The sequence below is a fragment of the Pseudoalteromonas sp. J2K-J031 genome (assembly GCF_058197095.2).
The window spans coordinates 67,354-79,828 of record NZ_CM200280.1 but is presented as its reverse complement, the minus strand read 5'-3'; the positions used below and the strand labels follow the sequence as shown (position 1 = coordinate 79,828).

General features: G+C 39.8%; 12 protein-coding genes. 7 read left to right on the top strand and 5 right to left on the bottom strand.

From position 1 onward, the window contains the following. From hisC to hisG, 3 genes are read right to left on the bottom strand one after another with little or no spacing between them, the layout of a single operon-like run. The gene (gene hisC / locus AC3KZC_RS17655; RefSeq protein WP_490577277.1) at positions 1-1,065 is read right to left on the bottom strand and encodes a histidinol-phosphate transaminase; all 1,065 of its coding nucleotides are present in this window, start codon (positions 1,063-1,065) and stop codon (positions 1-3) included. After that, on the bottom strand, positions 1,058-2,356 hold the full coding sequence (hisD, locus tag AC3KZC_RS17650; protein ID WP_490577276.1) for a histidinol dehydrogenase: 1,299 nt from the start codon (positions 2,354-2,356) through the stop codon (positions 1,058-1,060). Before hisD ends, hisC begins: the two co-directional genes overlap by 8 nt. A gap of 5 nt (positions 2,357-2,361) precedes the next feature. After that, complete coding sequence (gene hisG / locus AC3KZC_RS17645) at positions 2,362-3,261, bottom strand: ATP phosphoribosyltransferase (RefSeq protein ID WP_490577275.1); 900 nt, start codon at positions 3,259-3,261, stop codon at positions 2,362-2,364. Positions 3,262-3,596: 335 nt separating this feature from the next. On the opposite strand from hisG, the gene AC3KZC_RS17640 reads away from it, so the two are divergent. From AC3KZC_RS17640 to AC3KZC_RS17625, 4 genes are all read left to right on the top strand, one after another. Next, a complete protein-coding gene (locus tag AC3KZC_RS17640) occupies positions 3,597-3,809 on the top strand; it encodes a hypothetical protein (protein ID WP_490577274.1) in 213 nt (70 codons plus the stop codon). 124 nt (positions 3,810-3,933) lie between these two features. Further along, entirely contained in the window at positions 3,934-5,847 is a 1,914-nt protein-coding gene (gene yoaA, locus AC3KZC_RS17635) for a DNA repair helicase YoaA (RefSeq protein WP_490577273.1), read from the top strand. Position 5,848: 1 nt separating this feature from the next. Beyond that, on the top strand, positions 5,849-6,532 hold the full coding sequence (gene tsaB / locus AC3KZC_RS17630; protein WP_490577272.1) for a tRNA (adenosine(37)-N6)-threonylcarbamoyltransferase complex dimerization subunit type 1 TsaB: 684 nt from the start codon (positions 5,849-5,851) through the stop codon (positions 6,530-6,532). An 82-nt stretch (positions 6,533-6,614) separates the two neighbouring features. After that, a complete protein-coding gene (locus AC3KZC_RS17625; RefSeq protein WP_490577271.1) occupies positions 6,615-6,929 on the top strand; it encodes a hypothetical protein in 315 nt (104 codons plus the stop codon). Positions 6,930-6,961: 32 nt separating this feature from the next. On the opposite strand, the gene AC3KZC_RS17620 is transcribed toward AC3KZC_RS17625, so the two are convergent. Further along, positions 6,962-8,251, bottom strand: a complete 1,290-nt coding sequence (locus AC3KZC_RS17620) for an alkaline phosphatase (RefSeq protein ID WP_490577270.1) — start codon at positions 8,249-8,251, stop codon at positions 6,962-6,964. A 113-nt stretch (positions 8,252-8,364) separates the two neighbouring features. Here AC3KZC_RS17620 and AC3KZC_RS17615 point away from each other — a divergent pair, with 113 nt between their 5' ends. From AC3KZC_RS17615 to rnd, 3 genes are all read left to right on the top strand, one after another. After that, positions 8,365-9,216 (top strand): alpha/beta fold hydrolase, encoded by an 852-nt coding sequence (locus AC3KZC_RS17615; protein WP_490577269.1) that lies wholly within the window; start codon positions 8,365-8,367, stop codon positions 9,214-9,216. Positions 9,217-9,339: 123 nt separating this feature from the next. Continuing rightward, entirely contained in the window at positions 9,340-11,001 is a 1,662-nt protein-coding gene (fadD, locus tag AC3KZC_RS17610) for a long-chain-fatty-acid--CoA ligase FadD (RefSeq protein ID WP_490577268.1), read from the top strand. A gap of 43 nt (positions 11,002-11,044) precedes the next feature. After that, positions 11,045-12,172 (top strand): ribonuclease D, encoded by a 1,128-nt coding sequence (gene rnd, locus AC3KZC_RS17605; RefSeq protein WP_490577267.1) that lies wholly within the window; start codon positions 11,045-11,047, stop codon positions 12,170-12,172. A gap of 38 nt (positions 12,173-12,210) precedes the next feature. On the opposite strand, the gene minE is transcribed toward rnd, so the two are convergent. After that, complete coding sequence (minE, locus tag AC3KZC_RS17600; protein WP_009836643.1) at positions 12,211-12,474, bottom strand: cell division topological specificity factor MinE; 264 nt, start codon at positions 12,472-12,474, stop codon at positions 12,211-12,213. Position 12,475 lies beyond the last annotated feature (1 nt).

Here is a 12,475-nt window from a genome sequence, read left to right as displayed (position 1 = left end):
TTATTGTTGATTGATGGCATCGAGCCAAATGGATACTTGTTGAAGTTCTTGTTGATTACCAATGCTGATCCTGAGCCAAGCATTTGAACCAAAAAGAGTAAATGGGCGCATGATTAATCCCATTTCTTTTGCAATGTCGAGCACACTGACGCTATTGAGTTGCACAGTCACAAAGTTACCTTCACCAGTTAACACCGATTTTATGGCACTTGATTGCTTACATTGTTTAATTAATTGTTGTTTAAATTGGTTTAACTCAATGACTTGTTGTTGCATGGTAGCAATGGAGCTTGCTGTTAGTGCATGAGCTGCAATGCGCGCAACCACAGTTGAAACTGGGTAGGGCGCAATCACTTTACGAACAGGCGCAAGCACTTCTTCGCGTGATAACATAAATCCGGTGCGTAATCCTGCAAGGCCAAATGCTTTAGAAAGCGTACGTAAAATGACGATATTATTGCATTGTTCAAGTAACGATAACGCTGATTGATCAGGGCAAAACTCAATGTATGCCTCATCCACTACAATCAGTGTTTTACTGCCAACTTGTGCACTGATTTCTCTTATCCGATCGACAGAAACCATTGCACCTGTTGGGTTGTTAGGATTACAAATAAAGACCAGCTTACTGGTGCCAATTTCTTTGATTAAAGAGGCGATTGAACCTGTTTGTAATTCAGCTTGTGTGAGAGCATTTAGTGCTACATTGTGACTTTCGGCAGTCACTTTATACATGCCATAGGTTGGTAAAAATAACGCAATACTGTCTTGTTGTGGAATACAAAAAGTACGAATAAGTAGCTCTATGCCTTCATCAGCACCGCGGGTCATTAACACCTGTTTTGACGTAAGATTACAATATTGCGCATAGGCATTAATCACTGCTTCGGGCTGTGGCTCCGGATATCGATTAAGATCTTCAAGCGTAATGCTGATTTGTTGTGAAAACGGACTTTCATTGGCATTGAGCCACGTTGAACCAGTGATTTTTTCACTTTTTGCAGAACTATATGCAGTTAAGTTTGCAATGTTTTTTGGTAGTAATTGTTCTATAAAATTAATCATTTGCAATACTCTCTAATCGGATTGATACCGCTTTTCCATGGGCATCAAGCCCTTCAGCAGCAGCTAAAGGTAATATAGCTTTAGCAAGTTCCGTTAAGCCACTTTTTGAAATAGTTTGAATGGTATAGGTGCGATAAAAATCAAGTAAGTTTAAACTTGAATACACTTGGCTATAACCATAAGTCGGTAATACATGGTTGGTGCCAGAGGCATAATCACCTGCCGATTCTGGGGTAAAGTCACCAACAAATACCGAGCCTGCATTTTTCACTAAATCAAGATAGGGCGTTGCATCAGCTAGTTGTAATATCAAGTGTTCAGGACCATATTTTGCAGACACTTCAAATGCTTGTTCAATTGAATCAACTAAAATGAACGATGAATTTTCAAGTGCTGCACGTGCTATGTCTTTACGGCTTAGGCTATTTAGTTGATCACTCAATGCAACTTGTGTGGCTGCAATGATGCTAGCACTGTTTGTGACTAACACGACTTGCGAATCTTCGCCATGCTCTGCTTGAGAGAGTAAATCTGCCGCAATAAATCCAGGGTTAGCACGCTCATCGGCAATGACTAATACTTCAGATGGGCCAGCTGGCATATCAATCGCCAAACCAGGTACTTGCTGCGCTACTAATTGTTTGGCCATAGTGACAAAACTATTGCCAGGCCCAAAGATTTTAAAAACCTTAGGCACTGACTCTGTACCATAGGCCATTGCTGCAATGGCACCAGCGCCACCGGCTTCAACAATTGTTTTAATGCCACACAGTTGCGCAGCATATAAAATAGCTGGGTTAATTGTTTCACTGCCTTTAACAGGCGTTGCCAGTACAATCGTTTGTGCCCCTGCAAGTTGTGCCAGTACACCTTGCATTAAAACTGAAGAAGGGAGTGGGGCGCTTCCACCTGGTACATAAATACCTACAGCTTCAATGGCTTGATACTTCAACTCACAGACTACACCAGGCGTTGTTTCAATTTTTAACGCTTTGGGTTGCTGCGCCTGATGAAATTGCTTGATGTTGTTATAGGCAATATCAATCGCTGTTTTAAGCTCAGTTGTTAATAAGTTCGCAGCTTGCGCAATTTCATCGTGTGGCACTAACAAACGCGCGTTGCTGCGATTATCAAACTGCTGCGCTAAATTGAGCAAAGCTTGATCGCCTCGTTGTTTTACTTGCTCTAAGATTGCTGATGTTGCCGTTAACACTGATTGACTTTGTTTTACCGCAGGTCTTAACAACGCACGTTGTTGTTCTAAAACGGTGGCCTCATTCCACAGGATCATCAGATTTACTCCATCATTTTTTCAATTGGCATAACAAGAATCGAGCTTGCGCCTAAGGCTTTAAGTGACTCCATTGTTTCCCAAAACAAGGTTTCAGAACTCACCATGTGGAGCGCAACAAGCTCATCGGATGCAGCAAGTGCTAAAACGGTAGGTTGACCTGTGCCTGGGAGTAACGCACAAATTTCTTTTAGACGTGATTTTGGTGCATGCAGCATGATGTATTTGCTTTCTTTAGCTTGTTTAACACCACGTAGGCGCGGCAATAACTTATTGATTAAAGAAAGTTTGGCATCATCTTTTAATGCTGGGTTTTGAATTAAACAAGCGTTTGATTCTAAAATAGTTTCACCTTGGATTAAGCCGTTGGCCTCTAAAGTCGCACCGGTAGAAACTAAATCACAAATTGCATCTGCAAGCCCTGCACGTGGTGCAACTTCCACTGAACCCGTTAGCATAACCACACTGGCAGAAATATTTTCACGCTTTAAGTATTGGCTTAAAATTTCAGGGTAGGTTGTTGCAATGCGCTTACCTTGAAACCACTGTTTGTCTTTTGGGCCTAATTCTTGTGGCCATGCAAGAGCAAGGCGGCAGAAACCAAAATCAAGTTGTGCTAATTTTGTAACTTCACTTGGTAGTGATTGGCGAGCGCGATCAGCGGATGCTTCAACTAATACGTTTTCACCTACGATGCCTAAATCACACACACCATCCATAACAAGCCCTGGAATATCGTCATCACGAACCCGCAATACGTCGATGGGCATATTAGTTGAGTGGGCGATTAAACGTTGTTCACGAAGTTCAAGTTTAATGCCTAGTTGTTTTAGTAAGTCTTGGCAGTCTGTTGATAAACGGCCTGATTTTTGAATTGCGATGCGTAAGCGTGTTGAATCTGTCATTTTCTTTTTCCTAATTAGTAAAACTAAAAACCCCGAGGGGGAACCTCGGGGCGAAAATGAAAACTATTTGAATTCGCTAGAGGTTCCTTTTTAGGAATAACCCCTCAGCGAAAGACCTGAAAGGCTATTCCGATGAATGATGGTGGTGATGAATAGTGTTCAGGTTAAAAATCATGGTTTAATGCTCTTGTTTATTTAATGTTGCTAGAGTGTTTAATTCCCCTATAGATAAACATTATTTTTTATATCGTGCAATATAAAAAAAATAAAAGTTTAGAATATCTTATAACTACCGATAATATAGCTAGTAGTTGTAGGATTAAATCGGAGGTTGTATGGATGCCATTTTACCTTTTTTACCGCGTATCGCTAATATCATTCCATCAGAGCGCCGCTCTTTATATGTGGCTGGGATAAAAGATGCGAAAATTAAAAAGATAAACAAGGACTTAAAGCGTTTGGAAGAGCATAAATCAAAAGCTGAAAATCAAGAAGTATTGAACGATGAAGAGAGCGAAACGGGCGCGCATCTGGATATTTGGGTGTAATTATTCGTTTTTTTAATACTTGATACGCTACTGTTTTTCTATAATTTAACTAGTCAGCATCGGCTCGCTCACGTACCATATCAGTTCAATTTGCTGCTCCAAAGAAGTGAAGTCAACTCTACTTATGCCATTAATTTCAGATATTTTTAGTGCAACAGGTCCGCTTGCATTACAAATCGATGGTTATCAGCCTCGTCAAGCTCAAATCGATATGGCGTTAGCTGTTGAAGATGTAATTAAAAAGCAGCAGCAATTAGTCGTAGAAGCGGGAACGGGTACGGGTAAAACCTTTGCCTATTTGGCACCTGCGTTACTCAGCGATAAAAAAGTGATTATTTCTACTGGTTCAAAAGCCCTGCAAGAACAGTTATATCATCGTGATTTACCAAAGCTTTTAAAAGTACTCACTATCGGTAAAAAAACAGCCTTGCTCAAAGGTCGTTCTAATTATTTGTGTCCCTATCGCTTGAATCAGCATGTAAGTCATGTACCAACCGATGATATCGACGTGATGCACGAATTAGCAATGGTCGCCAAATTTGCCACAGAAACAAAAACCGGAGATATGGCAGACTGCATTGGTATTGAAGAAGATGCCAAAGTACTGCCTTACGTTACTTCAACAGCAGAAAATTGTTTGGGTAAAGAATGCCCTGAATTTGATAATTGCTACATCAAAAAAGCCAGATTAAAAGCAATTGACGCTGAATTGGTCGTCGTAAATCATCATTTATTTTTTGCTGATATGGCAGTTAAAGAAGGCGGATTTGGTGAACTGATCCCAACCGCCAGTGCTTATATATTTGATGAGGCTCATCAGTTATCTGAAATTGCTAGCCAATATTTTGGTCAATCGGTCAGTACAAAATCCCTTTTTGATTTGATCAATGATTTAAGATTGGTGTATCGCACTGAACTGTTCGACATGATCCAGCTAGGTAAAGCGCTGGATAAGTTGCAAAGCAGTGTGTCTGATTTTAGATTGCAGTTTCCCCTTGATAGTACTCGAGGTGATTGGCGTGAAACACATAAAAATGAAAACGTAAAACGAGCGGTAGAGCGAATTATTAATGACATTACTTTTTTATATCAAGTCACTAAATTAGCGCTTGATCGCAGTGACAATGTGACCCATTTGTTTGACCGATGTGTAGCACTGCGAAAATTGTTAGATTTGATGTTTGATACTAAAGCACATGGATTTAGTTATTGGTATGAAACAACAAAACGTAATGTCACCTTTAATATTACCCCTTTAAATATTGCAGATAAATTTGCCGCGTTAATCGAAAAATCAGACGCAGCTTGGGTCTTTACCTCTGCTACGTTATCGGTAAAAGACGACCTAACCCATTTCAATTTAGCTTTAGGATTAAATCCCGCGAAAAGTTTTATTGTTGAAAGTCCTTTTGATTATCACAATCAAGCATTGCTTTGTTTACCGCGTTATTTGCCAGAAGTAAACTCGCCCGATATGGCACATAGCCTCGTAAAAATATCGTTAAAATTAATTGCCGCAGCAAAAGGTCGTTGTTTTATTTTATTTACTAGCTATCGCATGATGAATTTAGTCGCAGAAGGACTGAGTAAACTTGTTGAATATCCTGTTTTTGTACAAGGGCAAACGTCAAAACGAATTTTACTCGAAAAATACATTCGCCATGGTAATGCTATTTTGCTGGGTACAGCCTCTTTTTGGGAAGGAGTCGATGTGCGAGGCAGTAGCCTAAGCTGTGTTATTATTGATAAACTGCCCTTTGTGGCACCGGATGACCCGTTACTACAAGCAAAAATGCAAGATTGTAAAATGCAAGGTGGTGATCCTTTTGCACAAATCCAGCTACCCCAAGCTGTTATTACTTTAAAACAAGGTGTTGGACGCTTGATCCGTGACCAAAATGATAAAGGGGTTTTGGTTCTTTGTGATAATCGCCTTGTTACTCGCCAATATGGTGGGTTATTTTTAGCCAGTTTACCTGCAATGCAACGTACTCGAGACTTAGATAAAGCAGCTAACTTCTTAACATTGATAGAATAATATGAGCCAAATAATTTTAGCATTTGATGCCTCTACTGAAGCATTATCTGTCGCATTACAATATCAAACTACAACAAGTCATTTTGAGGTGTGCCCGCAAGAGCACAGCCAAAAAATTCTTCCGACCATTGAACAGGTTTTAACACAAGGTAATTGTGAACTTTCTCAGCTCGACTTTATTGCATTTGGCCAAGGCCCTGGCAGTTTTACAGGGGTGAGAATTGGGGTGTCGATTGCGCAAGGGCTTGCTTATTCAGCAAACTTGCCTGTGGTGGGTGTTTCAACTTTACAAGTTATGGCACAAGAGGCGATTGCAAAACATGATAGCGATGATGTGTTTGTTGCTATAGACGCCAGAATGAGTGAAGTTTATTTTGCGCATTATCATAAAAATGAGGCCGGCCTCGCGCAGCTTGTTGAGCAAGAGTGTGTAATAAAACCAGACGAACTTGTATTGCCATCGGTTGCGGCTATTGCTGTTGGTACTGGTTGGCAAACTTATCCTGATGCGGTGAGCCGCGACAACATTTTAGTCGATTTATCAATAACTTTGCCAAATAGCCTGTACATGTTGCCATTAGCAGCAGCTAAATTTCAAGCCGGTGAGGCGACAGGCGCTGCTTATGCTCAGCCTGTTTATGTTCGTGATACTGTAACGTGGCAAAAGTTACCAGGGCGCGAATAGCTCATTATATAAATTGACACATATTTACAAATAGATGCGCTGATTTATACTGCACTAACAAGTATGAGAATATGAATTGAATATGGCGGTGACTCTTCTTACAACAACGGATGGCGGACGACTTTACGGTGTAACGTCGGCTAAATCCGCTTTTTCAAAAAAGCAGTCACACCCAGCAATTGAACAAAAACCACACGCTCAATCTTATATCCGAAACGATCCCAACGCATTGGCGGGTTTATCCCAAAATAACCCGTTTATTTTGCCGCAATCGGATACGATTTATGACAAGCCAAGTAATAAAGCAAGTTTAGCCATTTCAACTTATAAGAGTTTTGCTAACATGCAACGACGCGAAGAAGTACAGCTGCTGGTTGGTGTCGATGTATATGCATAATAAAAAGGGAAGCCTCGCTTCCCTTTTTTTGCTCATCGCTTGATATAATCAATCAGTTTGTTTGCAATATCAGTATTGTTTAAATGACCTCTGAAGGCTTCGCTACCTTGACCGTAGGCAAAGACTTGAACATCAATAGCGGTATGCCCGTCGGTTGTCCAACCGGTATAACTTTTATTATTAATGATTGTTTTTATTGAGGCTTCTAAAGCTTCTTTTCCTAACCCTTTTGCTTGATTAACTAAAGCAAGCTGCTCTTTATCAAGAGTCCAAGTGACATATTTATCCCATGTGGTTTTTATATCATCGTTTTCTGATATTTTTCTAGCGAGACGGCTAGCACTAATGTTAATCCCTTTGATTATCTCTGTATCCCATTTATATTCACTATTGGAGCCAAGTGTTAAACCCCCAGTGGAATGATCCGCTGTTATCACTAACAACGTGTCAGGGTGTTTATCAACATAGTTTTTTGCCGTTTGAACTGATTGAGCGAAATCATCCATTTCAGCCATCGCACAGCGTATATCATTTGCATGCCCACACCAGTCAATCAAACTGCCTTCAATCATGACAAAAAAACCATTTTTACTTTGTTTTTCAAGTAATGAGAAGGCTTTGTTTGTCATTACTGTTAGGCGATCGGGTGTTGAATCTATTGCATATCTCATTGCGGTTTTGGCAAAAAGACCGAGCGCTGGAATACTTGTTAAGTTATTAATTGCTGTTAAGTCATCGCTATATTGATAGCCTGACTTTATAAATTCAGCGACTAAGTCACGATCTGGGCGTTTAAAATATTCAGTTCCACCGCCTAACATCAAATCAACAGGAAGTTTGCCGCCAATTTTATTGTCTATGTAATCATTTGCGATTTCATTGTAATTTTTTCGATGAATATTATGGGCTGCAAAACTGGCCGGAGTGGCATGGTTTATTTGTGATGTTGCTACAAGAGCCGTTAACATACCTTGCTTTTTGGCAATTTCAAGCATGGTTTCGAGTGGTTTTTTATCGGTATCTACCGCAATTGCGCCGTTGTAACTTTTATGACCTGTGCTCAGTGCTGTTGCTCCTGCTGCACTATCGGTTACATAAGTGTGATCATCTGGAAAAGTGCGGGCCATGCCAGTGAGGATTGTATCAAATACGGTTGTTTCTACTTCTTTAGTGGATAAATCATCTGAATAATAACGATACGCAGTGGTATAAGCTGGGCCCATACCATCGCCAATCATATAAATAATATTTTTTGGTGCATCAGCAGCATAAACTGATGACGAAAGAAGGCCTAAGGCTGTGAGAGTCAGTATATTTTTCATAGTATATTCTTATTTTATAGAAGGCTTTATTTTAAGGTGTTCATTGTATAATAAAAACAAATTTAAGTATGTTACCGTTAAATAACAAAAGCTAACGACCCAAAGAGGAATGTGTGATTTTTGAATCAACCACTGCGTTAAGTAATGGCCTTTCACTGCAAGGGATTAAAGCTGGGGAGCATGGAAAGCCAACAGTACTTGCCCTACATGGCTGGCAAGACAACTGTCACAGCTTTGTTCCCTTATTTAATGTTATTGGACAATACAATTGTTATGCATTTGATTTTCCAGGGCATGGGCTATCTGATTGGCGTCATCCAACAGCACACTACTATTTGACCGAATATGTCGATGATGTGCTTAATATAATTAACAGCACAATTAAAGAGCCGGTTCACTTGGTTGGGCATTCTATGGGGGCAATGGTAGCAACATTATTTACTGCGTGTTTTCCTGAAAAAGTAAAAAGCCTCACTTTGATTGACGGAATTGGTTTTATTACCACACCAGCACAGGATGTTGTTAAACAACTGCAACAAGCCTTTGATAACCGAGAACGCCTATCGAAAAAAACAAGTAAAGTATATACAAGTTTAGATTTACTTATTGCAATGCGTAAGCAGGTTTCTGATTTAAATGAAGAAAATGCACGTTTAATTATGAAACGAAATTGCATGAATGTAAATAATGGCGTTAAACTCACAATTGACCCAAAATTGAAACTGGCATCTGCATTTCGATTTTGTGATGAACAAGCCCATTCAATCTGTAAAAACATCAGTATTCATACTAATGTAATTTTAGCTAGTTCAAATAATGCTGGATTTACCGATGCTTATGTTCGCTATGCACACGATTTTCAATCGATTTCGTGCTATGAATTAGAAGGAGGGCACCATTGTCATATGGAGCAACCTCAGGCACTTGCCGCTATTTTACGACAGATTATCGCTTTGTCGAATTGAGGCAATTGTATGTTCATAATAAATATGTGATGATATGTGGTCGTTTAGAGTAATTACTCAATTGTTAAATAACCTTAGTTGAATTAAGGTAACTATAATGAATAAAAATAAGAGGAGCTAACGGTGGATAAAATTTGGCTGAACAGGTATCCAGAAAATATGCCTGCAGAAATAGATCCAAGGCACTACAACTCCCTACTCGATCTATTTGAGATAAGTTTTTCGGAGTATGCCCAGTTGCCAGCTTTTGCAAACATGGGTAAAGAGTTGAGCTATCAAGAACTTGATATCGCAACAAAAAAATTCGCATCGTATTTGCAACATGACTTAGGCCTTAAAAAAGGCGATAAAGTCGCAGTGATGATGCCTAATTTACTACAAACACCAGTCGCTATACTGGGAATTCTACGCGCCGGTTGTACAGTTGTTAACGTAAACCCTCTTTATACAGCGCGCGAGCTTGAACATCAGCTTAATGATTCTGATACCACCGCGATTGTTATTTTAGCTAATTTTGCACACACACTTGAAGAAGTGCTGGATAAAACGAACGTCAAACATATTATTCTCAGTGAAATCGGTGATATGTGCGGTGGACTTAAAAAGCATTTAGTTAACTTTGTGGTCAAGCATATTAAGAAAATGGTCCCTCCTTTTTCTTTACCTAATGTTATCCCATATACCCGCTTAATGGCTGACGCTAATGTTAGTCATTATGTACGACCTGATCTCACTCATTTAGATTTAGCGTTTTTACAATACACCGGTGGCACAACAGGCGTTTCAAAAGGCGCAATGCTTAGTCATGGCAATATGGTTGCCAACCTAGAGCAGGTTTCAGGTTGTCTCGATACTGTACTTGAACGTGGTAAAGAAGTCGTAGTCACTGCATTACCGCTTTACCATATCTTCGCACTAACAGCCAACTGCCTAACATTTATGAAGTATGGCGGACTAAATCTACTGATCACAAATCCTCGTGATATGAAAGGGTTTGTTAAAGAATTAGCAAGTAACCGTTTTACGGCTATCACTGGTGTTAATACACTCTTTAATGGGTTACTCAATACCCCAGGATTTGAAGAGCTTGATTTTTCATCTCTTAAATTATCTTTAGGTGGAGGCATGGCGGTGCAACGCCCTGTGGCTGAGCGCTGGCAAACGATTACAAAATCTCGGTTAGTTGAAGGTTATGGATTAACAGAGTGCGCGCCATTAGTAACCATTAGCCCGTATGATTTAACTGCTTATAATGGTTCAATTGGTTTACCTGCACCAAGCACCGATATCAAAATTATGGGTGAGGATGGTCAGGAAGTTGCTATGGGCGAGGCTGGGGAGCTCTGGGTCAAAGGTCCACAAGTGATGATAGGGTATTATAATCGACCTGATGCAACAGCTGAATGTATGCACGATGGATGGTTTGCGACGGGTGATATTGCAACTTATGACGATGAAGGGTTCTTTTATATCGTCGATCGTAAAAAAGACATGATTATTGTGTCTGGTTTTAATGTGTTCCCGAATGAAATCGAAGAAGTGTGTATGATGCACTCAGGCGTGCTTGAAGTTGCAGCAGTGGGTATTGCCCACGAAGTCAGCGGAGAACAAGTTAAGATTTTTGTTGTGAAAAAAGACCCATCTTTAACAGAAAAAGATATAATAGCTCACTGTCGTAAGAATCTAACTAACTACAAGGTACCTAAATTCGTTGAATTTAGAAAGGAACTTCCTAAAACCAATGTAGGAAAAATTTTAAGGCGTGCCTTAAAAGAAGCAAGTTAATAAAAGCCGGCTCTGCCGGCTTTTTTATTAAAGGGGCTCATACTTGCACTATCAATATATCCAAGAACAATCACAACTCGACCAATTTTTGCATGCTATTTCGACTCAGTCTATATTAGCGATTGATACCGAGTTTATGCGCAGGCGTACTTTATATCCTGAAATTGCCCTCATTCAAGTCTTTGATGGTACGCATTTAGGTTTGATTGACCCCTGCTGTGATCTCGACTTAAGTTTCTTTTGGCAAATAATGTCAGATGAAAAGATTTTAAAAGTGCTGCATTCACCGTCAGAAGATGTCGAAGTTTTTTTAAAGCACGGCTGTATTCCTCATTCAATTTTTGACACGCAATTTGCGCTGAGTTTACTAGGTGGTGCTAATTGTTTAGGTTTTGCAATTATGGTTGAGCGCTTTTTGGGTTTAACTATTGATAAAAGTGAATCGAGAACCAATTGGCTTCAGCGACCTCTTAGCCCTAGCCAATTAGAGTATGCTGCTGGTGATGTATTTTATCTGCTTCCTTGTTTTGAGAAGATCCGCACTGAAATTGAAGCGCTTGATTTGATGAATGTTGTCATCAGTGAAGGTGAGTTACTTATCACCAAGCGCGCCTATCAAACACCCGATGAAATGCTTCATATTGATATCAATAATTCGTGGCAGCTTCATCCTGCTCAATTGGCGGTGTTAAATCAATTGGCTGTTTGGCGACGCGATAAAGCAAGAGAGAAGAATTTGGCGCTTGGCTTTATTTTAAAAGAACCCACTTTATTTGAAATTGCACGTCGTCAACCGCAATCCATGAATCAATTGCGTACTATCTCAGGGATTGAGCCGATGGAGATAAATAAGTCAGGAAAGCAAATATTAGAGTGCGTTCAAGCTGGATTAGCCATTGATCCACAAAACCATCCGGCAAAAGTAACACGTTTAATTGATTACCCTGATTATAAAAAATCGGCAAAACTGATTAAACAAAAAATAACAAAAGTAGCTGAGCATGCAGGCGTTCCAATTGATGTTTTTGCCAGTAAAAAGCAAATTAATCAGTTGCTAAGTTGGCATTGGAAACTGAATGAGCAAAATAGGGCGCTGGTATTAATCCCTGATCTAATGACTGGATGGCGAAGCGAATTATTGGGTGATACTTTAAAAGAGTGGCGCGATTAGTAAAACTAAAAGGGTTGCTAATCGCAACCCTTTTTATATTAACGGCGATTATCGTCAGGCAGTGTTACATTCAATTCTAAGACTGATAAATCATCTTCGTTTTGCTCAAACTGTACCTGAACTTGATCTGCACTGATATGAACATATTTGCGGATCACATCAAGGATATCTTGCTTTAGTTGCGGTAAATAGTCAGGTGTACCGCGCTGAGACCGCTCATGCGCAACTATAATTTGTAACCTTTCTTTGGCTACTGATGCAGTTGCTTTTTTAGGTGAGCGAAAATAGTCAAGTAATGCCACA

Bases quoted from the DNA above. Each gene is read 5' to 3' on its own strand.
- hisC (WP_490577277.1), bottom strand. From the start codon at position 1,065: ATGATTAATTTTATAGAACAATTACTACCAAAAAACATTGCAAACTTA.
- hisD (WP_490577276.1), bottom strand. From the start codon at position 2,356: ATGATCCTGTGGAATGAGGCCACCGTTTTAGAACAACAACGTGCGTTG.
- hisG (WP_490577275.1), bottom strand. From the start codon at position 3,261: ATGACAGATTCAACACGCTTACGCATCGCAATTCAAAAATCAGGCCGT.
- AC3KZC_RS17640 (WP_490577274.1), top strand. From the start codon at position 3,597: ATGGATGCCATTTTACCTTTTTTACCGCGTATCGCTAATATCATTCCA.
- yoaA (WP_490577273.1), top strand. From the start codon at position 3,934: ATGCCATTAATTTCAGATATTTTTAGTGCAACAGGTCCGCTTGCATTA.
- tsaB (WP_490577272.1), top strand. From the start codon at position 5,849: ATGAGCCAAATAATTTTAGCATTTGATGCCTCTACTGAAGCATTATCT.
- AC3KZC_RS17625 (WP_490577271.1), top strand. From the start codon at position 6,615: ATGGCGGTGACTCTTCTTACAACAACGGATGGCGGACGACTTTACGGT.
- AC3KZC_RS17620 (WP_490577270.1), bottom strand. From the start codon at position 8,251: ATGAAAAATATACTGACTCTCACAGCCTTAGGCCTTCTTTCGTCATCA.